The following is a 22,487-nucleotide window of genomic DNA, read 5'->3' as shown; positions in this document are numbered from 1 at the left end:
GCTTCGTTTTCAGCTTCGTTTATTGGAAAGGCTCCCATGTCCACAACCACCTCAACCCGCACCCAGGCCCACCGTCTCCAGGTAGCCACCGTGTTGCACCGCTTTATAGAAGACCAGGTTCTGCCCGGTACCGGCATTGCCCCCGCCACATTCTGGGCCGGGTTTGATGCCATTGTGGCGGACCTCGCACCCAAGAACGCAGCCCTGCTGGGCGAGCGCGACCGCCTGCAGACCGAGCTGGACGCCTGGCACAAGGCCAACCCCGGCCCCATCACCGATATGCCGGCTTACCGCGCATTTCTGGAAAAAATTGGCTACCTGGTTCCCTCGCCCAAAAAAGCAAAAATCACCACATCCAACGTAGACGCTGAGCTGGCCAAGCAGGCGGGACCGCAGTTGGTCGTCCCTGTGCTGAACGCGCGCTACGCCCTGAACGCTGCCAACGCACGCTGGGGCAGCCTGTATGACGCGCTGTACGGCACCGACGTCATTTCTGAAGAAAAAGGCGCCACCAAGCTCTCCAAAGCCGGCAAGTCCTACAACCCGGTGCGTGGCGCCAAGGTCATCGCCTACGCACGCCATGTGCTGGACCGCACCTGCCCCCTGCGCAAGGGCTCGCACCTGCACTCCATTGGTTACCGCATCAAGGACGGCAAACTGGCTGTCAAACTCAAGGACGGCAGCAACACCAGCCTGGCGGATGCAACCCAGCTCGCGGGTTATCAGGGCGACGCCAAGAATCCCTCATCCGTCTTGCTGCAGCACAACGGCCTGCACCTGGACATCATCATCAACCGTGCCACCACCATTGGAGCCAAGGACCCCGCGGGCGTGAGCGACCTGGTACTGGAAGCGGCGCTGTCCACTATTCTGGATCTGGAAGACTCCGTGGCGGTAGTAGATGCCGAGGACAAAGTGCTGGCGTACAGCAACTGGCTGGGCATTCTGAATGGCACCCTCGTGGAAAGCTTTGAGAAAGGCGGCAAAACGCTGACCCGTGGCCTCAATGCGGACCGCGTTTACAACGCCCCCAACAGCAACAAGCCCGTGGTTCTGCATGGCCGCTCGCTGATGTTTCTGCGCAATGTGGGCCACCTGATGACCAACCCGGCCATCCTGTACACCGCCGTAGACGGATCAACAAAAGAAATCCCCGAAGGCATTCTGGACGCCGTGGTGACCACCACCATCGCCATGCACGACCTGGCGCGCACGAAGAAAGACGGCATCCGCAACTCGCGCAAGGGCTCGGTCTACATCGTCAAGCCCAAAATGCACGGCCCCGCTGAAGTGGCGTTTGCCGCCGAGCTGTTTGGCCGCGTGGAAAAAATGCTGGGCCTGCCCGACAGCACCGTCAAGCTCGGCATCATGGACGAAGAGCGCCGCACCAGCGTCAACCTGAAGGCCTGCATTGCAGAAGCGCCAAGCCGCGTTGCCTTCATCAACACCGGCTTCCTGGACCGCACCGGCGACGAGATGCACACCGGCATGCAAGCCGGCCCCATGATCCGCAAGGGCGACATGAAGACCAGCGCCTGGATTGCCGCCTACGAGAAAAACAACGTGCTGGTCGGTCTGAGCTGCGGCCTGCGCGGCAAAGCGCAAATCGGCAAGGGCATGTGGGCCATGCCGGACCTGATGAAAGCCATGCTGGAGCAGAAGATTGCCCACCCCAAGGCCGGCGCCAACACCGCCTGGGTGCCCAGCCCCACCGGCGCTACGCTGCATGCCCTGCACTACCACCAGGTGCTGGTCAGCGACGTGCAAAAAGAGCTGGAAAAGACCAACTACGAGAAGGCCCGTGATGGCATTCTGGACAACCTGCTGCAAGTGCCGGTGACCAATACGCCCAACTGGAGCGCGGCCGAGAAGCAGCAAGAGCTGGACAACAACGCCCAGGGCATCCTGGGCTACGTGGTGCGCTGGATCGACCAGGGCGTGGGCTGCTCCAAGGTGCCCGACATCCACAACATCGGCCTCATGGAAGACCGCGCCACCCTGCGCATCAGCAGCCAGCACATGGCCAACTGGCTGCTCCACGGAGTCGTTAGCAAAGCGCAAGTGACCGAAACGTTTGAGCGCATGGCCGCGGTGGTGGACAAGCAAAACGCCGGCGACAAGCTGTACCAGCCCATGGCCGGTCACTTCGACACCAGCATGGCCTACAAAGCGGCCACCGATCTGGTGTTCAAGGGACTGGTGCAGCCCAGCGGCTACACCGAGCCGTTGCTGCACGCATGGCGCTTGAAGGTGAAGGCGGCGGCGTAAGTCTGGTTTGATGGTGCGACAGCGCAGGCGCTCCTGATTTAGGAGCTGCCTGCGCAATATCCACGGGGGCTAGAGGCCGATTTGCTAAAAAGCCCTAGCTCTTCAAGATACTGCACCCGTTTTTGCGCGGTACGCGGAGATCCACGCGGGCAGGTCCTGCGCGGGCATGGGCCTGGCCAAGCCGTAACCTTGCGCGGTGTCGCATGCATTGCGGACCAGCCAGTCGAGGTCTTCTGCGGTTTCTACGCCCTCCGCCACCACCGTCAAACCCAATTCATGGCACAGCGAAATCGTCGAACGGACGATGGCGGCGTTTTTCGGCGAGTCTGCAATCGACCGCACAAAGGTCTGGTCAATTTTCAGTTCGTGCACCGGCAAGGTCTTCAGGTAGGCCAGCGACGATTGCCCCACACCATAGTCATCGATGGACAGTTTGACGCCCAGCTCCGCCAGCGCGCACAGGTGCGTCAATGCCAGTTCCGGGTCTTCCATCAGGGCACTTTCGGTAATTTCAATGCAGAGCCCGTCGGCCGGCAGGCCATACGAAGCCAGCACACCGCGCATGTGCTCCACCAGCCCCGGGTTCAACAGGTCGCGTGCCGAGAAATTGATCGAGGGGACAATGCAGAGTCCGTCCTTGCGCCATTGCATGGTCTGTGCAGCAACGGTTTCCAGCACCCACGGTGTGATCTCCCGGATGAATCCTGTCTGCTCCGCAAACGGGATGAATTGCAGGGGCGGCACCAAGCCGCGCTGTGGGTGGCGCCAACGGATAAGCGCTTCGGCGGCCACAATTTTTCGGCTATGGAGGTCCAGCTTGGGCTGGTAGTACAACAGAAACTCATTGCGCACCAGGGCCTCGCGCATCTCCCCAATCAGGGACAACTGCTCATGCGCAGGCGGGGCGCCCATCTCGCTGGCGAAAGCGACGCCGCTTTGCCGCCGTTTGGCGGTATGCATGGCAGACTGTGCGCGCTGCAGCAGCGTGACGCCAGCCACCCCATCCCCCGGATAGAGGGCGATACCCAGACTGCCCCCGACGTCGAGCCGCTGACCGTCAAGGGTCACCGGCTCCTGCAAGATAGCGAGCACCGCGTTGCCGAACTGGGTGGCGCTGGCCCGCTCGGCTCCCGGCAACAGAAACACGAACTCATCGCCCCACAGCCGGGCGACCAGGCCATCGGCAGGAAGGACGGGGCGAAACCGCGGACTGATGGCATTCAACAACCGATCACCGACCAAGTGCCCGAGCGCACTGTTGATCAAGGCGAATCGGTCCAGGTTCAACACGACCACGGCCCCCTGGCCGCTGGGGGGCAACTGATCGAAGGTTTCGAGAAAGCGCGTGCGGTTGGGTAGCCCGGTCAGCGTGTCTTCGTAAGCCAGCTTGAGGATTTTTTGCTCGCGGCTGGCCACCTTTTCGCGCATGCGGTCGAAACTCATCGCCAGGTGGCCGATCTCATCCGGCGGAAGAATGGGCACAGGCTCGGCGTAGTCTCCCGCCTCAATGCGGCGCGCGGCCTCGGCCAGCTCATTCACCGGCCGGACAATGCGCCTGGCCAGCATCACGCTGCCCACGGCAAACACGGCGGCACCCACCAGCACAATTGCCCACAGAACCCTTTGCAGGGTCTGAAAAGGTGCCTGTGCTTGCTCGATGGAGCGTTGCAGCACCGCTGAAGCACCCTGACCCAGCGGCAATTGAACTGTCTGGTAGTGCTCCCCTCCAATCGACAGCGCTGGCGGAATATCCTGAGGAAATTGCCTCAGCGCATCAGCCAACGCACCACGCCGGGAGGCATCAAAAGAAGAGGCCAGAACGTGCGGCTCGGCCCCGCCACGGCGTATCACACTGACAGCGAGGCCCGTCATCTCGGACAGTCCTCGCGCCCACGGGTCATCCACCTGGAATCCCATCGCGACCCAGGCAATCAGCTTGGGCGCGAGGATAGGGACCAGAACAAACTGGTGCAACGTGCCGTCCGCCATTTCCCGAAAGCCATTGCTTTTCCCCTCGGACACCGCAGCAGACAGCAGATCGGGAAACGGGAAACGACGAGGCTCCCTGAACTCGGGCTGGGTTTCAGCGATGAGTTGACCCTCCGGACTGATCACCATCATCACCTGGGCACCAATCCGCAAGCCATGGTTGCGGATGACAGAACGCATGGTCGGGCGGTCCTGGGTGGCGATGGCCTCACGAAACGCAAAATCAGCGGCCAGGACCGTGGCAGCCGTTTCCAATTGGCGTCGATTCTGATCGATCAGCAAGGTGAATACCCGGCTGCCAGCCGCGAGCTCACTCTGCGTTTCCGCAACCACAATGCGTTCGTTGCTACCGGTAACCAGCAGAAGAATCAGGGCCATCACCAGCGCGAGCAAGCCCACAAACACGAAAACGATGCGACGCTGGAGGGAGCGGACAGGCATCGGCTAGTAACGATCCGCGTCGGTCGGGGGTTTCGGCTTGACGGTGCGCGGTGCAACATCCAGCGTCAACTCCAGTTTGGCGGATGCAGCGGTCACCACAAGCTCTCGCACCGGCGGCGCACTGATTTGGCGCGGGTGCCAAAGTTTCAAGCGATAGCGCCCGGGTGGTACGTTGGCAATCGTTGCGCGACCGTTGTTGCCCGTTCTGGCGAAATAGGGCGAATCCACCACCAACACATAGGCTTCCATCCAGTCGTGCACGTTGCAGCCAATGGCCACCTCGCCCGGCTTGTCGAAAACAATGGACTGGGCCGATTTTCCAGCGTTGAGCTTGATCTCGAACGTTTTGGCGGACGAGAAGGAATACACGTGGTGTTTGATCGGATCGTGGTTAGGGAAATTCACCGTCGTACCGGTCTGCACGATGGTGACATACGGCAGGAATTCACGATCCTCCTGCACGATGCTGGCCACTGCACGGTGGCCCACCGCGCTGTTCACAAGCGGCTCGATGACCACCGCCGAATCCTTCACCGGTACGCCAGAGGGGGACGACACCAGCACCCCGACACTGGCGCCCTGGGCTGCCCCACATAACACCAGCCATGCCGCAAGGCCAGCCGCGCGAAAGCGACTCATGGAGCCAGCTGGATGGCCGGCGCTATTTGCCAGATCTCATGGGTCAAAACCGCATCGCGGTAAACCTGCACATGCCAGACCTTGACCGGCGTCACGCCACCGTATTCCGCGGAGACTTCCAGCGAGGTTCCCGCGGGGTTGGCAAACGAGCTCAGTTTCCCGAGTCGGGCTGGCCGTGGCTTGCCCGCATTGGCCGCCATGAATTTTCGCCACACCTCGCCAATGGCCGCCTTGCCGTGGTAATGGCCATCCAGAGGGCCACCGATCCAGTCCAGATCGGCAGTGTCGGCATAGTCCCGCATCAGGGCGTCCAGATCGCCCGCCGCAACCGCCTCGAGGTGCGCCTTGGCTTTTGCCTCGTCGAGCGGGCCGGCCAGCAAAGGCTGCGTGGTCGAAACTAGCAGCGCAAATGTGACAAATAAAAGTCGAAACACAGTGACCTCCTGAGTCGGGAAAAATGACCTCTGTCGCAGTATAGGACCGAAGATCTGCCCCTAGTCCCCAGTCCAGGTATTGAACGGCCGACTGACCAGGCTGGAGTTGAAATAGCGCGCGTCGTCGGTTACCTCTTCGCCCAGCCAGTCGGGCCTGGCAAAGGGCTGATCTTCCGACGCCAGTTCTACCTCGGCCACCACCAGACCGGCGTTGTCACCCCCAAACTCGTCCACTTCCCAGAGCGTGCCCTGGTGCTCCACCCGGTAGCGCGTCTTCTCCACCTGCGGACCGTCACACAGCGCCAACAGCGCGTGCGCGTCCTGCACGGGTATCGGGTATTCAAACTCCGCGCGGGTCGCACCGTGGCTGATGCCCTTCACCGTCAGAAACGCCGCATCGCCCGCCAGGCGCACGCGCACCGTGCGCGCGGGGTCCCTATTCAAATAACCCTGGCGGTACAGAATGCCTGGCACGGTTTTCCAGGCACGGCTCACCACCAGAAACTTGCGTTCGATTTCTACTGCCATAGTGCCTTCATAGTGCCTTCGCTCCTGGTTTGCCCAAAGACCTCCAGTGTGCCCGTTTGCCATGGGTACCCGCACCACCCTTTGGAGATAGCCTCTTGCGGGAGAATACGACTTCTAAAGATTGCCCATTTACTCACTTTTTGATAGCTGCTTGCGCACATTCCACGGGGGCTAACGCCCGTTTTTATGCCTAAAACTTTTGATTTTTCTCCCGAATCCATTGCCCAGTTGGCGCAAGACGATGCCGCCCGTGCCCTGCGCGAAGACCTGGGTACGGGCGACCTCACCGCGTCGTTGATTGACCCCACCCGCATGGCGCGGGCGCGCGTGCTGGCCCGTGAAAGCGCCGTGGTGTGCGGCCAGGCCTGGGTGCACGCTGCGGTGCTGCAATGTGACCCGCAGGCTCAGATCACCTGGCAGGTGCAGGACGGCCAACGCTGCCAAGTCAACCAGGTGGTGTTCGAAGTCACCGGTCGTGCGCAGGCCCTGCTGACGGCCGAGCGCACCGCGCTGAACTTCTTGCAACTGCTCAGTGGCGTCGCCACCAAAACGGCCACCTATGTGGCCATCGTGGCGGGTACCCAAGCAAAAATTGTCGACACCCGCAAGACCCTGCCGGGCCTGCGCCTCGCGCAGAAATATGCGGTGCGCACCGGTGGCGGCACCAACCACCGCGTGGGTCTGTATGACGCCATCCTGATCAAGGAAAACCATATTGCTGCGGCGGGTGGCATCCCCCAGGTGATGGCGCAAGCGGCGCATCTGGCAGCGCAGGCCGATTTTGTCGAAATTGAGGTGGAGACCCTGGTGCAGCTGGCCCAGGCATTGGACTGCGGCGCCAAGATGGTGCTGCTGGACAACATGGATCTGCCCACCCTGCACGAGGCGGTGCGCATCAACCAGGGACGCGCGATTCTGGAAATTTCGGGCGGCGTCACCCTGGAAGGGCTGCGCGCACTGGCCGAAACCGGCGTGGACCGCATCTCTATCGGCACCCTGACCAAGGACGTGCAGGCCACCGACTATTCCATGCGTTTTGAACCGTTTACTGGAGCCTGAGTCATGCAACACACCATCAACGTCGACTACGAACAGCCCGAGACCGACAGTGCGGGCGAGCCCAGCGCTTGCAGCACACGCCACGCCTGGGCCCGCGTTCCCGTGGAACCCACACCGACCGAACGCGCCGCACTCAAAGACCGCATTCGCCGCCTGCTGAAAGAACGCAACGCGGTGATGGTGTCGCACTACTACGTGCACCCCGATTTGCAGGACCTGGCGGAAGAAACCGGTGGCATCGTCAGCGACTCGCTGGAAATGGCGCGGTTCGGGCGCGACCACGCGGCCCAGACGCTGGTGGTGTCGGGTGTGCGCTTCATGGGCGAGACCGCCAAAATTCTCTCACCCGAGAAACGCATCCTCATGCCGGATCTGGACGCCACCTGCTCGCTGGACCTGGGCTGCCCGGTCGATGCGTTCAGTGCCTTTTGCGATGCCCACCCCGACCGCACGGTGGTCGTCTACGCCAACACCAGTGCAGCCGTCAAGGCGCGCTCCGACTGGCTGGTCACGTCGAGCTGCGCACTCGACATCGTGCGTTCCCTGAAAGACGCGGGTCAAAAAATTCTGTGGGCGCCGGATCGGCACCTGGGCGGCTACATCCAGCGCGAAACCGGTGCGGACATGGTGATGTGGAACGGCGCCTGCATCGTGCACGACGAGTTCAAGGCCTTCGAGCTGCAAGCGCTGATGCAAGCGCACCCACTAGCCAAAGTGCTGGTGCACCCCGAGTCCCCCGCCGATGTGGTGGCGCTGGCCGATGCCGTCGGCTCCACCTCGGGCATTCTGAAGGCCGCACACGAGATGGATGCGCCCGAGTTCATCGTCGCCACCGACAACGGCATGATGCACAAACTGCGCACCCTCAACCCCGGCAAGGTTTTCCTGGAGGCGCCCACCGCCGGCAACAGCGCCACCTGCAAAAGCTGCGCACACTGCCCGTGGATGGCCATGAACGGCCTGGCCGGTCTGGCCCACGTGCTGGAGCATGGCACCAACGAAATCCAGGTGGACCCGGTGTTGGGAATGCGCGCACGCCGCCCGATCGACCGGATGCTGGCATTCACCGCTGCGCTGAAAAGTGGCCAACCGGTGGCGGGCCTGGTGCCCAACATTGGCGCGGCCTAGTTGACGGATGTCTTCATGCGATTTTGGCCTGTAGCCCCCGTCAATACTGCGCAAGCAGCTATTTAATTGATAGCACATGCCGCTCGCTGCACCAGCCACACCCGCCCTATCCGCCTTTTCGGCTCTCATCGATTTCGCCAACCCACGCGATCCCGGCGGGCCGCGCCTGCGCCACGCGTTTGGCGCCGCGCGCCAGCTACTGGTAGCGCAGCAGCCGGGCGAAGTACGCCCCTTGCTCGATGCCGTGCAGGCCGCTGCGCACGGTGGAGCCTGGTGCGTGGGGTATGTGCGCTACGAGGCGGCACCCGCCTTTGACGCCGCGCTGCAAGTGCACCCGGCAGACGGACCGTTGGCCTGGTTTGCCGTGTACGACGAAGCCCTGCCGTGGCCCGAGCCTGACAGCAACTCCGACACCATCGCCACCAGCCAAAGTGAGGGTTCCAGTGTGGTTGCCAGCGCAACCGCAGAGGTGCAATGGCAAGACGTGATGCCGCGCCCCGCCTTTGATGCCGCGCTGGCCCAGCTGGACCGCGACATCAGCTCAGGCGCGTTCTACCAGGTCAACTACACAGCGCAGATGCAGGGCACGGTGACGCACCCAAGCCCCAGCCACGCCGCGCAGACATCGGTGGCTGCACCCGCCCCGCCCTTGTTCCACGCCCTGCAGCGTGCCCAGCCCGGCGGCTATGCCGTGTACCTGGACACGGGCGCCGAGCAGGTGCTGTCCGTCTCCCCTGAACTGTTTTTTGACTGGCAGGGCGGCGCAATCTTGACCCGCCCGATGAAGGGCACCGCGCCCCGTGGCGCCACGGCAGCAGAAGATGCCGTGGTGGAGCAAGCTCTGCGCACCTCGGTCAAAGAGCGCGCCGAGAACGTGATGATCGTGGACCTGCTGCGCAACGACCTGTCGCGCGTTGCCGAGCCCTTCAGCGTGCGCGTGCCGCGCCTGTTCCACACCGAAGCCCTGCCCAGTGTGTGGCAGATGACATCCGATGTAGAAGCCCGCACGCGCGCCGGCTGCAGCCTGGCCGACGTGTTCGCTGCCCTGTTCCCCTGTGGCTCGGTCACCGGGGCGCCCAAGGTGCGCGCCATGCAGGCGATCCATGCGCTGGAGGGAGCGCCACGCGGGGTGTACTGCGGCGCACTGGGCGTGGTGCAACCCGGCGGCCACGCCACCTTCAACGTGCCCATTCGCACGGTCACGCTGCGCGGCACAGCGGCGCGTTGCGGCATTGGCAGCGGCATCACATCCGGATCGACCGCTGACGGCGAGTGGCGCGAATGGCAGCACAAGCAGGCCTTCGTGCAGCGCGCCAGCGCGTCGTTCTCGCTGCTGGAGACGCTAGGGCTGTTTGACGGCCATTTGCGCGATCCACAGGCCCACCTCACCCGAATGGAACACGCAGCGCAGCATTTTGCTTACCCTTGGAATGCACAGCAAGTGCAGGACACGCTGCAGCGCATAACGCAGCAGCATCCACAGGGCGCCTGGCGCGTGCGCCTGCTGCTCGACGCACAAGGCCGTCCTACCGTTCAGGCCTACCCCCTGCCCACCTCACCCGCAAGAGTGCGCCTGCAGTTGGCGGAACGGCCGCTGGAGGCAGCACATGGTGAATTTGTCCGCTTCAAAACCACCCACCGGGCGCACTACGATGCCTTCACCCCGCAAGACACCCCGACGCAGCCCGCAGCGTTCGACACCGTGCTGTGGAACACGCAGGGCGAAGTGACCGAGTGCACGCGGGGCAACATCGCACTGCTACTGGACGGCCAATGGCTTACGCCGCCGCTGGCCTGTGGCCTGCTGCCCGGTGTGGGCCGGGCCCGCGCCATCGCCGAGGGCCGCATGACCGAGGCGGTGGTGCGCGTGGACGACCTGCCACAGGTTCAGGCGGCCGCCTTTGTGAACAGCCTGCGCGGCTGGATTGACGCAGACCTGGACCTTTAGACGCCAGGAGGCACCAGCACCGTGGGCACCGCCTGCGCAGCCATGTCGGGGTAATCGCGGCTGAAATGCAGGCCCCGACTTTCATGCCGGGACTGCGCCGAGCGCACGATCAGCTCGGCCACCTGCACCAGGTTGCGCAGCTCCAGCAGATCGCGCGTCACATGGAAGTGGGCATAGAACTCCTGGATTTCCCCTTGCAGCAAGGCGATGCGGTGGGATGCGCGCTCCAGCCGCTTGTTGGTGCGCACGATGCCCACGTAGTCCCACATGAAGCGGCGCAGTTCGTCCCAGTTGTGGGAGATCACCACCACCTCGTCGGCGTCGGTCACGCGGCTGTCGTCCCATGCGGGCAGCGCGGGGGGCGTGGGCAGTGGCGCATCCACAATGTCGGTGGCGGCCGCGCGGGCAAACACCATGCATTCGACCAGCGAGTTGCTGGCCAGGCGGTTGGCGCCATGCAGCCCGGTGTACGCGGTTTCGCCCACGGCGTGCAGGCCGGCAATGTCGGTACGGCCGGACAGGTCGGTATGGATGCCGCCGCAGGTGTAATGCGCCGCCGGCACAACCGGAATGGGTTGTTTGGAAATATCAATGCCCAGCTCCAGGCAGCGGGCATAAATGTTGGGAAAGTGTTCCTGGATGAAGGCCAGCGGCTGGTGCGAAATATCCAGGTACACGCATTCCAGACCGTGCTTTTTCATCTCGAAGTCAATCGCGCGCGCCACCACGTCACGCGGCGCCAGCTCCGCCCGTTCGTCGTGCAGGGGCATGAAGCGCGTGCCGTCCGGCAGCAACAAGCGTCCGCCCTCGCCGCGCACCGCCTCGGTAATCAGGTACGACTTGGCAAGCGGGTGGTACAGGCAAGTGGGATGGAACTGGATGAACTCCATGTTAGTGACCCGGCAGCCCGCGCGCCAGGCCGCCGCAATGCCGTCGCCCGTGGCGGTGTCGGGGTTGGTGGTGTAGAGGTAGACCTTGCCCGCACCGCCGGTGGCCAGAATGGTCTGGGGCGCACTGAAGGTCTGCACGTCATCGGTGCTCTCGTCCAGCGCGTACAGGCCCAGGCAGCGGTTCGGGCCGCCCAGGCCCAGCTTGTGGCTGGTGATCAGGTCCACCAGCGTGTGGTTCTCGAACAGCGTGATGTTGGGCGTGCCGCGCACCTCGTTGATCAGCGTTTTCTGCACCGCCGCGCCGGTAGCATCGGTCACGTGCACGATGCGCCGGGCACTGTGGCCGCCTTCGCGGGTGAGGTGCAAGTGGCCGTCTTCCTGCGAGAAAGGAACACCCAGCTCGCGCAGCCAGGCAATGCTCTCGGGCGAATGCTCCACGACAAAGCGGGTGGCGGCAGGGTCGGACAGACCGGCACCGGCCACCAGCGTGTCCTGCACATGGGAGTCAAAGGTATCGCCTTCGGCCAATACGGCGGCAATGCCACCCTGCGCCCAGGCGCTGGAGCCGTCGCTCATCGCGCGCTTGGTGAGCACGGCCACACGGTGGGTGGGTGCGAGGCGCAAAGCGGCCGTCAGGCCCGCCAGGCCGCTGCCAACGATGAGAACGTCAAACGCGTAGTGCGACGGAGAAAGTAGTGGGTTCATTCAGATGCTATCTATTTCATAGCTGCTTGCGCAGCATTGACGGGGGCTACAGGCCAAAAAGCCTTATAGAAATCATTTCAAGGTGTGCAGGGACATCAGATTGATCAGCGCCGACATCACTTCCGCCTTGAAGCCGACCCGTGTTCGTCCATCGTTGTCACCGCCACTCAGAACCAGCGTCTGCAGGTATTCCACACAATCACGGTGGCCCCAGAATTTTTCAATGGCCATGGCGATGCGGGCATGGTGCAGGGCGATGATGGCCATTTCGTTGTCGATGCGCGCCTGCAGGGGGCGCTCGTGCAAGGGCATCGGACGCGTTGGCAAGTCTTCCTCTTCCCAGCTCAAAGAGGGGAAGCCCGTTTCATGAAATCGTGAATCCTGTGGGTCGTGCACGGAAGATCTTGGTTGGTACGGCGGCAGCTTGCGGTCGCTTATTGTGGCAGTGTCGCCAGCACATCGGCCAGCAGCCTGCAATTGTCAAACTGGCCACGCTTGAAGGTCCACCCGAGCCGCACCACCACGGCTTCGCGTGACGGCACCACCGCCACCATCTGCCCCCAATGTCCACTCATGGCCACGGTGTCAGCCGGCACGCCGGGGTACGCTTTGCACTCCCCTTCCTGCGGGTTGCCAAACAACCAGCTCTGTGCACCGTAGCCCCGCCCTTCGCCCTGCGCAGTCGAGGGCATGCTGGCCCGCTTCAGCCAGCCCGGCGGCAGGACTTGCACGTCGCTCCATTTGCCATCCTGCAGCATCAGTTGCCCCAGCCGCGCCCAGTCACCTACGCTGGCCCACAGGTAAGAGGAACCCACCCAATTGCCCTGGGTATCGGTCTCCATCACCGCCGACCGTGCGCCGATGGGTCCAAACAGCGCCTTGTATGGATAGGCCCAGTAATCAGCGTCGTTTGCAAAGCGTCCGCGCGCCACGGCGGAGAGCAAATTGGCGGTTGCACTCAGGTAACGCCAGCGCGCACCGGGCACTGCCTCCGCAGGGTGGTTGGCAGCCCACGCGGCGACGTCGGGTGAGCCCCACAGCATCTGGGGCACCGAGCCCCAGGGGTTGTAGTCTTCCGTGCTGGCCAGCCCATCACGCATGTAGAGCAGGTCCGACACCTTGATGCGCTTGCGTGCGTCTTTGCGCCAGTCGGCCACCCAGGCCGGCTCCCGGCCCGCCGGAAACGCATCCACGACAGCAGCGTCCAGCGGCAACCCGTTTTCAGCGGCCAGTTTGTGGGTCAGCATGCCGGTCACGGTTTTGGTCATGGACCAGCCATGCAAAGCCGTACCGGGTGTGAATCCAGGCGCGTCACGCAAGGCCAGCATGCGGCCCTTGTGGACCACCGCCACACCGCGGGCATTGGCCGCCAGCGGATCGCCCGCACCGGTAAACGCGCTGTCCAGAACCTGTTGAAGTTTTGCAGCATCGACACCGGGGCCCCACTGGCCCGGCAGAACGGCGGCCTCACCCTCTGGCCAGGGCTTGGTGGCATCGACCGATGGCTTATAGGCCTGCGCGGCGGGGTCTGGCTCCTCATCCAGGACGCAACCCCTGTCACGCAGCAGGACAGAGCGGCGCGAGACCACACCCGCAAAGCGGGCGGTCACGCTGTGATCAGCTTCGTCGACTGACACGGAGATGGCGGCCAGAACGGGGCTCGCAGGCAGAACATCCTGCGCAAACAATTCCTTAGCCGGTCGGCCGGCCACAAACGCAGCAGAGCAAAGTCCCTTGGCGGCCATGCCGGCCGCATTCCGCGGAACGCCCAAATAGACCAGCGCTGACACCGCTACCACCAGCAGTGCCAGCAACAAGCCACCCACCGTGAACAGCGTGCGTTTGAACCCGTTTTTTCCCTGCGCCATGTTGATTTCCCGATGCCTGCAAAGCAAACACTCTAACTGAAGCAGCCATGCCAGACCGTGCCACGGCACAATAGGCATATGCCCAACCTGCCCACCTTTACCGCCCCCACACGTTTCACTGATCCGGCGGCTGCGCTGGCGCAGGTAGCGCTCATTTACGACACCAACATTGCGCACCTGCGCCAGGCCATGCAGCGTTTTGTGGGGGGAGACAACACGCTGGGCCATGTGCGCGCCTGCTACCCGCTGGTGCGCATCCACACCGACACCGTCAGCCGCAACGCCACAGCAGACAGCGCGCGGCTGAGCTACGGCTTTGTCGCAGGCCCGGGCCGCTTCGAGACCACGCTCACCCGCCCCGACCTGTACCGCGACTACTACCTGGAGCAGTTCAAGCTGCTGATGCAGAACCACCAGGTCGAACTGGAGGTGGGCACCAGCTCACAGCCGATTCCGGTGCACTTTTCGTTTGCCGAGCATGACCACGTCGAAGGCAACATGGATGCCCCGCGGCGCATGCTGATGCGTGATGTGTTTGACCTGCCCGACCTGGCCGCCATGGACGACGGCATTGCCAACGGCACTTACGAGCCCAAGCCCGGTGATGCCCAGCCGCTGGCCCTGTTCACCGCCCCACGCGTGGACTATTCGCTGCACCGCCTGCGCCACTACACCGGCACCGGGCCGGAGCATTTTCAGAACTTTGTGCTGTTCACCAACTACCAGTTCTACATCGACGAATTCATCGCGCTGGGTCACGCGGCCATGGCCGACCCCCACAGCGAATACGTCGCCTTTGTGGAGCCAGGCAATGTCGTTACCCGCCGCGCCGGCCTGCCGGCGCATGACGCCGATGCCTTGGGCAAAGCACCGCCGCGCCTGCCGCAGATGCCGGGCTACCACCTGGTCCGCGCCGACCGCGCTGGCATCACCATGGTCAACATCGGCGTCGGCCCTGCCAACGCCAAGAACATCACCGACCATATTGCCGTGCTGCGCCCGCACGCCTGGATCATGCTGGGCCACTGCGCGGGCCTGCGCAATACCCAGCAACTGGGCGACTACGTGCTGGCCCACGGCTATGTGCGCGAAGACCATGTGTTGGATGAGGAACTGCCACTGTGGGTTCCGATCCCCGCACTGGCCGAGATTCAGGTCGCACTGGAGCAGGCCGTGGCCGATGTCACGCAAATCAAGGGCGCAGCACTCAAAAGCATCATGCGCACCGGCACGGTGGCCTCTACCGACAACCGCAACTGGGAGCTGCTGCCCAACAACCAGCCCCAACGGCGCTTCAGCCAGAGCCGGGCAGTGGCACTGGACATGGAAAGCGCCACCATCGCCGCCAATGGCTTTCGTTTTCGCGTGCCCTACGGCACCTTGCTGTGTGTGAGCGACAAACCGCTGCATGGCGAGATCAAGCTGCCCGGCATGGCGAACCATTTCTACCGCGAGCGGGTCGACCAGCACTTGCGCATCGGCATGCGCGCAGTGGAGCTATTGCGGGCCCAGGGAGTCGACCAGTTGCACAGCCGCAAGCTGCGCAGTTTTGCTGAAGTGGCGTTTCAGTAAGACCACATGGCACTTGACGTCAACACGCTGGTAACCGTCAACGCGGTCAATCTGTTTTTGATGGCGATCGTGCTGTCGATCATCATGGGGCGTCGGCTCAGCCCGGCCGCAGCGTGCGCCCGGGCGGCCCTCGTCATCCATGCATTGGGGTGGGTCAGCTTCATCGTCACCAGCCAGTTGAGCAAGCACTGGCAGGACCATGTGCCCGCTGTTCTGGCTGATGCGTACTCGGCTGTTGGTCTGTGGCTGATGCCCACCGTGTCGATCGCCTGCACCAGCGCCAGCCTTTGGTTGCTGTTTCGGGCATAAAAGGGGTGGCTGGGGCCCCGCCGGGGTGAATGGCTGATGGTGGCCGCCGCAGTGCTGGGCCCCCTGGGCTACGCGCTCGCCTTCAACAACTATCCGATGCGGGTGGGCTGGGCCAACCTGCTGCTGGCGCTACAGATGCTCATCATCTGCCTGGCCACACTGCGTCCCGCTTCAGAGCTGGGGGGGGGCGCATGGAGGTGGGTCATCTTTACCTGCACTTTGATCCTTGCCGGATTCACGGTAGCGCGTGGCGTGATGGGCGCGTTCTACACGGAGCTGTATCCCAGCTTCAGCACGCCGCATCCAATCATTGTCCTGGCAATGTTGGCCACCAACGTATCGCTGGTGCTGGTGAACCTGGCTGCGCTGGTGGCCTGGCGTGAGGAAGCCGAGGCGAAGCTGCGCAGCCATGCCTACACCGATGCCCTGATGGGCCTGCACAACCGCCACGACTGGGAACTGCGCGCCCCGGCGATGTTTGACCAGGCGCGACGCCACGACACGCCCTTGTCATTGCTGGCGCTTGATCTGGACCTGTTCAAACACATCAACGACACCCAAGGCCACGAAGCAGGTGACAGGGTTTTGGCCTTGCTCGGGGAGAGCATCCAGAAGTGCAGGCGTAGCAGCGATCTGGCGGCCCGAATTGGCGGGGAAGAGTTTGCAATACTGCTGCCACAGACCGACCGCGTGGCAGCCGAGCTGTTTGAACAACGCTTGCGCGATGCCCTGCAAGCTGCGCTCCTCGCGCACCCTTCACTCAAAGTCAGCTACAGCGCGGGCCTGGCCATTCTTCAACGGGGCGACGCCTCTCTTACCGCGTTGATGGGGCGTGCCGACCTTGGCCTGTACCAGGCCAAACACCTTGGGCGCGGTCGACTTCAGGTGGCTGACTGAGCCCCTGCGGGCAAGCTGCGGCACAATCCGCCGCATGCAATCAGAACTTTTTCGTGTGCAGCATTTGCACAAACGCTATGGCGATGCGACGGTCGTCAATGACCTGTCTTTTGAGATTGCCGCAGGCGAATGTCTGGGCGTGATCGGGCCCAACGGGGCCGGCAAAACCACGACCATCCGCATGTGTCTGGGGCTAACGGCGCCAGATGGCGGCAGCATCCACGCACTGGGCATGGAAATGCCCAAGGATGCACTGGCCATCAAGGCCCAGCTCGGCGTGGTGAGCCAGATGGACACCCTGGACCCCGATTTCAGCTGCGCTGAAAACCTGCTCGTGTATGGCCGCTACTTTGGCATGAAGGACGCGCAAATCCGCGCGCGCATACCGCAGCTGCTGGAGTTTGCATCCCTGACCAGCAAGGCCAACGCCAAGCCGGGCGAATTGTCCGGGGGCATGAAGCGCAGGCTCTCGCTTGCCCGTGCTTTAGTCAACGACCCCAAGCTGCTGCTGCTGGATGAGCCCACCACGGGCCTGGACCCGCAAGCACGTCATCTCATGTGGGAACGCCTGCAGCTGCTGTTGCAGCAAGGCAAGTCCATTCTCTTGACGACCCACTTCATGGACGAGGCCGAGCGCCTGTGCACCCGCCTGCTGGTGCTCGACCACGGCAAGAAGATTGCAGAAGGCAAGCCCCGCGACCTGATCGCCCAGCACCTGGAGCCCGATGTCGTGGAGGTTTATGGTGTGGGCGCTCTGGCACTGGCTGAAGGGCCGCTGCGCGCGCTGGCATCGCGCGTGGAAATCAGCGGTGAAACCGTGTTTTTCTATACCGGCAATGCGGCTGAACTGTTGCAGGCCCTGCACGCGCATCCCCAGCTGCGTACTTTGCACCGACCCGCCAACCTGGAAGATCTTTTCCTGAAATTAACCGGACGCCAGATCCGGGAGGACGCTTGATATGACTACCTCCAGCATGACGACCCCCACCCTTGCGCCCGTGCGGCAAAGTGTGTGGCGCGCGCCGCAACTCTCCATGCGCTTTTGGCCCGTTTTTCTGCGCAACCTGCTGGTGTGGCGCAAGCTTGCCATCCCCAGTCTGGTGGGCAATATTGCCGAACCTCTCATGTGGCTGGTGGCCTTTGGCTACGGCATGGGTGCGCTCGTCGGCCAGATCAGCGTGGGCGGACCGGATGGGGAGGTCAAAGTGCCCTACATCCTGTTTCTGGCGAGCGGCTCGATTTGCATGAGCGCGATGCAGGCAGCGTCTTTCGAGGCTTTGTATTCCGCGTTCTCGCGCATGCATGTGCAAAAAACCTGGGACGGCATCATGAATGCGCCGGTGGGCCTGGACGACATCGTGCTGGCCGAAATGCTGTGGGCCGCCTTCAAGTCACTGTTCACCGTCACCGCCATTCTGGGTGTGATGCTGGCGCTGGGCATCAGCCATTCACCCAAACTGCTGGTGGCCTGGCCGATTCTGCTGGGGGTGGGCGTCACGTTCAGCTGCATTGCGCTGATCTTTAACGCGCTGGCCAAGGGCTATGATTTTTTCACCTACTACTTCACCCTGTTCCTCACCCCCATGATGTTTTTGAGCGGCATTTTCTTTCCGCTCGAACAATTGCCTGTGGCGGTGCGCGTGGTGGCTGACTGGCTGCCTCTGAGCAATGCGGTGGCGCTGGTACGGCCTTTGTTCATGGACCAGTGGCCTGCCGAGGCCGCCCGCCACGCGCTCGTGCTGACTGCTTACGCCGTTGTGTCGTTCTGGCTGGCACTGGCGCTGACACGCAAAAGGTTCGGGCTGTAGCCCATTCAAGGCCTATTCAAACTGTTACGCATGTTGCATTTTCTGGGTAGATTTTCTGGGGCATGACACCTACCATTGATCTTTGAAAGGAAATCACATGGCAATGGCTCCAAGTTTCTTCGGCAAGCGCGAACCTGTTACCTCCCCACAGCGTCAGGCTTCTGGCTCCCAAAACACCACCGGGAGTGGTGCGGCGAGTAATACCGCAGCCCATGCAACCCCCTCTACCTCGCCTCAAACCGGTTCAGAGTTCACTGTGGTGACTCCGGTTACCGCCAGTCCGCCCGAGGGCGGTAGCAAGCTGACCGTGGGACCCAACATCAAGCTCAAAGGAGTTGAAATTACCGATTGCGACACGCTGGTCGTTGAAGGCATCGTCGAGGCGACCATGGATTCGCGCGTGATCCAGATTTCTGAGCGAGGCGCCTTCAAGGGCTCCGCGGAAATCGACATTGCCGAGATTCATGGCCATTTCGACGGCAACCTGACAGTTCGCCAAAAGTTGATCATCTATTCCACCGGCAAGGTCACTGGCAAGGTGAGCTACGGCAAGCTGATCATCGAAGAGGGTGGCCAACTGACGGGCGACATCCGTTTTGGGGGGGCTGCGAATGCGCCCACAGGCGGCAATGCGGACCGGTTGGGGTTGTCCGTAGCCCGGTGAACGTCTGCGCTGCCCTCAGAGCTTGGGCAGCCGGATGCGGCTGACCATCAATGAGCCGGACACAGCGAACAGTAAAACCAGGGGGTGCAAGGCAAAGCCAAACACCCTCACCTCCCCAAACCACATCGCCCCATGCAGGGCCCCTTGCGTGGCGGCAATAAACAATATGAACACCAGCAGCAGCGAGGTGGGAATCGGCGTTCCCTCAAAGTATTTCACTTTGTCCTGACCTTGCGAAAGCACCTCGGCCGTTACGTTGTAGCGGGCCAGGCGCGACACGCCGCAGGCGACAAAATAGGCCAGAACGACACGGTCGTAGAGCCCTTGCATGCCGCAGCCATACGCAATCACGGCGGGCGCCACGCCAAACGAGATGATGTCCGAGAGCGAATCCAGCTCCCGACCCAAGGCAGAGGTCTTCTGCCGCCACCGGGCGATCCGGCCATCGAGTACATCAAAGACCAGGGCGGCCAGCACCAGCGCGCAGGCAAAGTAGATATGGACGACCCCTCCGGTTTGCAGGTAGGTCATCATGGAAAACAGCGCCCCGACGCCGCACACCGCATTGGCCAGTGTGACCCAGTCGGCGAGGTGGAACTCCCGGATCATGGAGAAGGGTTTTTGCATGGTTCGCATCCTTAAAACGGGCAGACTACTCTACTTCTCCAAGAAAGTGTACCCATCCGCGAAACTGGCGGGTGCGCGAGTAAACGGGGCGAGGCACGACGAGTCGCCTGCATGTCTGCCTACGGGTGACATGTGGCAATGCGTGCCGACGTGCACCGTTTGCCACAAACTCAGCACGAGCCCACTGAATATTTCCCGGAGGTCCAATTTGCAAAGCTCCGTCGTACGGTCGCAAATTTCCGACCTCGCCATCATTTTTGTTCTGCTGGTGATCCCGCGCATGTTGCAGCGGTACAAGATCTGCGCAGAGGCCTCTGGCCGCTATTGAGTCATATGCTGATACGCACGCTTGTGTTGGCTGGGAATGCATGGATCGGCATGACCAATTTTGATTTCTCTTGGCAGGTGGCCGGACTGGTTGCGCTGACACTCCTAACCCCTTCGACTGGCTTCATTCTGGATTCCCTGCAAAGTCTGGGACTCGACGAACAAGAACAATTCTGGGTTACGAGCAAAGCGATCGTGGGCGAGTTGCTCGCATTGTTGCTTTTGTTTCTGATTTTGAAATCAGAATCTTACGTAGAACTCGCCATGTCGTCCGGCGTCCTGCTTGCCACGGCCGTCGGCTTACCGCTGGTGCTGATATTTTTGGGGAGGATAGTCATCCCTCATGCACCTGGATCCGAGTTTTCTCTACTGGTGATGGTCGGACTCATTTCTGCCTACCTTACCAAGCAAATTGGCGTGTACTACCTGGTTGGTGCATTCTTGCAGTGGCATGAAAGTTCCCGAAGCCGCCCTGCAATGGCAGTCGCTTGCGCTTGGTTTGAGCATGACTGCAGCGGTACTGCCACTAAGAGTCGGGATCGTCACCTTGCAAAGAGTGATCGTGCACAGGGACAGCGCATCAAGCAGTTTCCGGGTAGCCATCGCACCAAAGGAATTGCACTGGATGTTGACGCTTAGGGCTTCGATGATTAAGGTCCGCGATGTGACCCGATTACGCAACTTGTCTGGCAGTATTTGACGCCGAGGATGACTTGATCATGTCGGCCGCCTTCTCCGCGATCATGATGGTCGGCGCATTGGTATTGCCACTCACCACGCGCGGCATGATGGACGCATCCACCACCCGCAAACCTTGTATTCCACGCACCTTCAGTTCATGGTCCACCACATCCAGCGGACCGGTTCCCATGCGGCAAGTACCCACCGGGTGGTAGACCGTGTCGGCGTGGTCGCGAATGAATTGCTCCACCTGAAAGTCGTTGGTGGCCTTCGCGGAGTTCGCCGTCTCCTGCCCACCCAATGCGGCCAGCGCGGGTTGCTGCAGTAGCCCGCGCATGAGGCGGAAACCCCGCATCAACCGGTCCACGTCGTCGCGTTCGCCCAGAAAATTGGGGTCAATCAGTGGGGCGGCAAAGGGGTCCTTGCTTTGCAGTGTCACACTGCCGCGGCTGACGGGTCGCAGCAGACAGACGTGGCACGAGTAGCCATGGCCCAGCACCGTCTTGCGGCCGTGGTCCACCAGCTTGGCGATGGCAAAATGAAACTGTAAATCAGGCGTTCGCTCCTGGGGCTGGCTTTTGACAAAACCACCCGCCTCGGCAAAGTTGGTGGTCAGCATGCCGGTGCGCTGGTTGCGCCATTCAAAAATTCCCCGGATGGCGGCAACCACGCCAGCGAACGACACGCCAAAAGATTCCTTCAGATGCGGTGCATTGACCACTTGCACGGTGTCGATGTGGTCATGCAGGTTCTGCCCGACTCCCGGCAGGTCGTGCACTATCGCAATGCCGTTTTCCACCAGATGCTGTCGTGGGCCGATACCCGAGAGCATCAGCAGTTGCGGTGATTGCAGTGCACCTGCGCACAGCAACACTTCGCGTGCGGCGCGCAGCTGCTTGGTATCCCCCTCGTGGACAAACTCCACCCCCACGGCGCGCTGGCGCTCCATGAGAATGCGGGTGGTGTGCGCGCCGGTGAACACCTGCAGGTTGGACCGCTGCAGGTTGGGTGTGAGATATGCCTTGGCGGCACTGAAACGCTCGCCGTTCTTATGGGTCACCTGGTACAGGCCCACCCCTTCCTGGCTGGCGCCATTGAAGTCCGGGTTGACGGCAAAGCCCGCCTGTTGACCGGCCTCCACAAACACCGGCCCCAGGCGGTTGGGGCTGGTCAGATCCATCACATGCAGCGGCCCTTTGCTGCCATGAAACGCATCGGCGCCACGGGCATTGTCTTCGGCGCGCTTGAAATAGGGAAGCACTTCGTCGTATGACCAGCCCGGGTTGCCCTGCGCGGCCCAGTGGTCGTAGTCTTCACGCTGGCCACGGATGTAGATCATGGCGTTCACCGAACTGGAGCCGCCCAGCACCTTGCCACGCGGCTGGTAGCCGCGCCGCCCGTTCAGACCCGGCTGAACGGTGGTATCAAACTTCCAGTTCGCATCCCCACTTTTGGCCATCAGGGCCAGTCCCGCCGGGCAATGAATCAGTACGCTCTTGTCAGCCGGTCCCGCTTCGAGCAAGGCCACGGTAATGTCGGGGTTCTCCGTCAGCCGGGCTGCCAGCACGCAGCCGGCCGAGCCGCCGCCAATGATGATGTAGTCAAACATGCCGTGTGTCCTTTGTACGTGTGGCACTTTCAGTGCCGTCGCGCACCTTAGCCCAGCCACCTGCCCATGCCAAGCCCCGACTTACCCGGATGCCGC

General features: G+C 62.3%; 20 protein-coding genes. 11 read left to right on the top strand and 9 right to left on the bottom strand.

Annotated features, from left to right (window positions below; all coding sequences use genetic code 11):
• The first annotated feature begins 36 nt into the window (after positions 1-36).
• Positions 37-2,268, top strand: a complete 2,232-nt coding sequence (locus tag AC097W_RS16060) for a malate synthase G (RefSeq protein WP_479603628.1) — start codon at positions 37-39, stop codon at positions 2,266-2,268.
• 102 nt (positions 2,269-2,370) lie between these two features.
• Here the strand turns inward: AC097W_RS16060 and AC097W_RS16055 are convergent, their stop codons facing one another.
• The 4 genes from AC097W_RS16055 to AC097W_RS16040 are packed head-to-tail and all read right to left on the bottom strand — an operon-like array spanning position 2,371 to position 6,299.
• The gene (locus AC097W_RS16055) at positions 2,371-4,698 is read right to left on the bottom strand and encodes a putative bifunctional diguanylate cyclase/phosphodiesterase (protein WP_479603627.1); all 2,328 of its coding nucleotides are present in this window, start codon (positions 4,696-4,698) and stop codon (positions 2,371-2,373) included.
• A 3-nt stretch (positions 4,699-4,701) separates the two neighbouring features.
• A complete protein-coding gene (locus AC097W_RS16050) occupies positions 4,702-5,337 on the bottom strand; it encodes a methylamine utilization protein (protein WP_479603626.1) in 636 nt (211 codons plus the stop codon).
• Positions 5,334-5,771, bottom strand: coding sequence for a nuclear transport factor 2 family protein (locus AC097W_RS16045; protein WP_479603625.1), 438 nt, complete (start codon positions 5,769-5,771; stop codon positions 5,334-5,336). Before AC097W_RS16045 ends, AC097W_RS16050 begins: the two co-directional genes overlap by 4 nt.
• 60 nt (positions 5,772-5,831) lie before the next feature.
• On the bottom strand, positions 5,832-6,299 hold the full coding sequence (locus AC097W_RS16040; protein ID WP_479603624.1) for a CYTH domain-containing protein: 468 nt from the start codon (positions 6,297-6,299) through the stop codon (positions 5,832-5,834).
• A 186-nt stretch (positions 6,300-6,485) separates the two neighbouring features.
• Between AC097W_RS16040 and nadC the strand changes: the two genes are divergently transcribed.
• The 3 genes from nadC (at position 6,486) to AC097W_RS16025 (ending at position 10,434) form a co-directional block, all read left to right on the top strand.
• A complete protein-coding gene (nadC, locus tag AC097W_RS16035) occupies positions 6,486-7,358 on the top strand; it encodes a carboxylating nicotinate-nucleotide diphosphorylase (RefSeq protein ID WP_479603623.1) in 873 nt (290 codons plus the stop codon).
• Between the two features lie 3 nt (positions 7,359-7,361).
• The gene (nadA, locus tag AC097W_RS16030) at positions 7,362-8,486 is read left to right on the top strand and encodes a quinolinate synthase NadA (protein WP_479603622.1); all 1,125 of its coding nucleotides are present in this window, start codon (positions 7,362-7,364) and stop codon (positions 8,484-8,486) included.
• Between the two features lie 76 nt (positions 8,487-8,562).
• Positions 8,563-10,434, top strand: coding sequence for a chorismate-binding protein (locus AC097W_RS16025; protein WP_479603621.1), 1,872 nt, complete (start codon positions 8,563-8,565; stop codon positions 10,432-10,434).
• On the opposite strand, the gene nadB is transcribed toward AC097W_RS16025, so the two are convergent.
• The 3 genes from nadB to AC097W_RS16010 form a co-directional block, all read right to left on the bottom strand.
• Positions 10,431-12,029, bottom strand: a complete 1,599-nt coding sequence (gene nadB, locus AC097W_RS16020; protein WP_479603620.1) for an L-aspartate oxidase — start codon at positions 12,027-12,029, stop codon at positions 10,431-10,433. The two genes, AC097W_RS16025 and nadB, sit on opposite strands and share 4 nt — an antisense overlap.
• A gap of 72 nt (positions 12,030-12,101) precedes the next feature.
• Positions 12,102-12,425, bottom strand: a complete 324-nt coding sequence (locus tag AC097W_RS16015) for a hypothetical protein (RefSeq protein WP_479603619.1) — start codon at positions 12,423-12,425, stop codon at positions 12,102-12,104.
• 38 nt (positions 12,426-12,463) lie between these two features.
• On the bottom strand, positions 12,464-13,897 hold the full coding sequence (locus tag AC097W_RS16010; RefSeq protein ID WP_479603618.1) for a serine hydrolase domain-containing protein: 1,434 nt from the start codon (positions 13,895-13,897) through the stop codon (positions 12,464-12,466).
• 78 nt (positions 13,898-13,975) lie between these two features.
• Between AC097W_RS16010 and AC097W_RS16005 the strand changes: the two genes are divergently transcribed.
• The 6 genes from AC097W_RS16005 to AC097W_RS15980 all read left to right on the top strand — a co-directional run bounded on the left by AC097W_RS16005 (position 13,976) and on the right by AC097W_RS15980 (position 19,147).
• Positions 13,976-15,469 carry an AMP nucleosidase gene (locus tag AC097W_RS16005; protein WP_479603617.1) on the top strand — a complete coding sequence of 498 codons (1,494 nt, stop codon included), beginning with the start codon at positions 13,976-13,978 and terminating at the stop codon, positions 15,467-15,469.
• A gap of 6 nt (positions 15,470-15,475) precedes the next feature.
• Complete coding sequence (locus AC097W_RS16000; RefSeq protein WP_479603616.1) at positions 15,476-15,778, top strand: hypothetical protein; 303 nt, start codon at positions 15,476-15,478, stop codon at positions 15,776-15,778.
• A 36-nt stretch (positions 15,779-15,814) separates the two neighbouring features.
• Positions 15,815-16,675, top strand: a complete 861-nt coding sequence (locus AC097W_RS15995; RefSeq protein WP_479603615.1) for a GGDEF domain-containing protein — start codon at positions 15,815-15,817, stop codon at positions 16,673-16,675.
• Positions 16,676-16,709: 34 nt separating this feature from the next.
• Positions 16,710-17,633, top strand: a complete 924-nt coding sequence (locus AC097W_RS15990; protein ID WP_479603614.1) for an ATP-binding cassette domain-containing protein — start codon at positions 16,710-16,712, stop codon at positions 17,631-17,633.
• Between the two features lies 1 nt (position 17,634).
• Positions 17,635-18,483 carry an ABC transporter permease gene (locus tag AC097W_RS15985; RefSeq protein WP_479603613.1) on the top strand — a complete coding sequence of 283 codons (849 nt, stop codon included), beginning with the start codon at positions 17,635-17,637 and terminating at the stop codon, positions 18,481-18,483.
• 97 nt (positions 18,484-18,580) lie between these two features.
• Complete coding sequence (locus AC097W_RS15980; RefSeq protein WP_479603612.1) at positions 18,581-19,147, top strand: bactofilin family protein; 567 nt, start codon at positions 18,581-18,583, stop codon at positions 19,145-19,147.
• 15 nt (positions 19,148-19,162) lie between these two features.
• Here AC097W_RS15980 and pssA read toward each other — a convergent pair whose 3' ends face one another.
• A complete protein-coding gene (gene pssA, locus AC097W_RS15975; protein WP_479603611.1) occupies positions 19,163-19,783 on the bottom strand; it encodes a CDP-diacylglycerol--serine O-phosphatidyltransferase in 621 nt (206 codons plus the stop codon).
• A gap of 129 nt (positions 19,784-19,912) precedes the next feature.
• On the opposite strand from pssA, the gene AC097W_RS15970 reads away from it, so the two are divergent.
• On the top strand, positions 19,913-20,740 hold the full coding sequence (locus AC097W_RS15970) for a cation:proton antiporter (RefSeq protein ID WP_479603610.1): 828 nt from the start codon (positions 19,913-19,915) through the stop codon (positions 20,738-20,740).
• A gap of 34 nt (positions 20,741-20,774) precedes the next feature.
• Here the strand turns inward: AC097W_RS15970 and AC097W_RS15965 are convergent, their stop codons facing one another.
• Positions 20,775-22,391, bottom strand: a complete 1,617-nt coding sequence (locus AC097W_RS15965) for a GMC family oxidoreductase (RefSeq protein WP_479603609.1) — start codon at positions 22,389-22,391, stop codon at positions 20,775-20,777.
• Between the last annotated feature and the right edge of the window lie 96 nt (positions 22,392-22,487).

This window comes from Rhodoferax sp. GT1R46 (assembly GCF_056521285.1).
The sequence above is the reverse complement of the archived record's forward strand: the minus strand, read 5'-3'. Positions and strand labels throughout refer to the sequence as shown.

Coding starts and splice junctions, on each gene's coding strand:
- AC097W_RS16060 (WP_479603628.1), top strand. CDS start 37: ATGTCCACAACCACCTCAACCCGCACCCAGGCCCACCGTCTCCAGGTA.
- AC097W_RS16055 (WP_479603627.1), bottom strand. CDS start 4,698: ATGCCTGTCCGCTCCCTCCAGCGTCGCATCGTTTTCGTGTTTGTGGGC.
- AC097W_RS16050 (WP_479603626.1), bottom strand. CDS start 5,337: ATGAGTCGCTTTCGCGCGGCTGGCCTTGCGGCATGGCTGGTGTTATGT.
- AC097W_RS16040 (WP_479603624.1), bottom strand. CDS start 6,299: ATGGCAGTAGAAATCGAACGCAAGTTTCTGGTGGTGAGCCGTGCCTGG.
- nadC (WP_479603623.1), top strand. CDS start 6,486: ATGCCTAAAACTTTTGATTTTTCTCCCGAATCCATTGCCCAGTTGGCG.
- nadA (WP_479603622.1), top strand. CDS start 7,362: ATGCAACACACCATCAACGTCGACTACGAACAGCCCGAGACCGACAGT.
- AC097W_RS16025 (WP_479603621.1), top strand. CDS start 8,563: ATGCCGCTCGCTGCACCAGCCACACCCGCCCTATCCGCCTTTTCGGCT.
- nadB (WP_479603620.1), bottom strand. CDS start 12,029: ATGAACCCACTACTTTCTCCGTCGCACTACGCGTTTGACGTTCTCATC.
- AC097W_RS16010 (WP_479603618.1), bottom strand. CDS start 13,897: ATGGCGCAGGGAAAAAACGGGTTCAAACGCACGCTGTTCACGGTGGGT.
- AC097W_RS16005 (WP_479603617.1), top strand. CDS start 13,976: ATGCCCAACCTGCCCACCTTTACCGCCCCCACACGTTTCACTGATCCG.
- AC097W_RS16000 (WP_479603616.1), top strand. CDS start 15,476: ATGGCACTTGACGTCAACACGCTGGTAACCGTCAACGCGGTCAATCTG.
- AC097W_RS15995 (WP_479603615.1), top strand. CDS start 15,815: ATGGTGGCCGCCGCAGTGCTGGGCCCCCTGGGCTACGCGCTCGCCTTC.
- AC097W_RS15990 (WP_479603614.1), top strand. CDS start 16,710: ATGCAATCAGAACTTTTTCGTGTGCAGCATTTGCACAAACGCTATGGC.
- AC097W_RS15985 (WP_479603613.1), top strand. CDS start 17,635: ATGACTACCTCCAGCATGACGACCCCCACCCTTGCGCCCGTGCGGCAA.
- AC097W_RS15980 (WP_479603612.1), top strand. CDS start 18,581: ATGGCAATGGCTCCAAGTTTCTTCGGCAAGCGCGAACCTGTTACCTCC.
- pssA (WP_479603611.1), bottom strand. CDS start 19,783: ATGCGAACCATGCAAAAACCCTTCTCCATGATCCGGGAGTTCCACCTC.
- AC097W_RS15970 (WP_479603610.1), top strand. CDS start 19,913: ATGCGTGCCGACGTGCACCGTTTGCCACAAACTCAGCACGAGCCCACT.
- AC097W_RS15965 (WP_479603609.1), bottom strand. CDS start 22,391: ATGTTTGACTACATCATCATTGGCGGCGGCTCGGCCGGCTGCGTGCTG.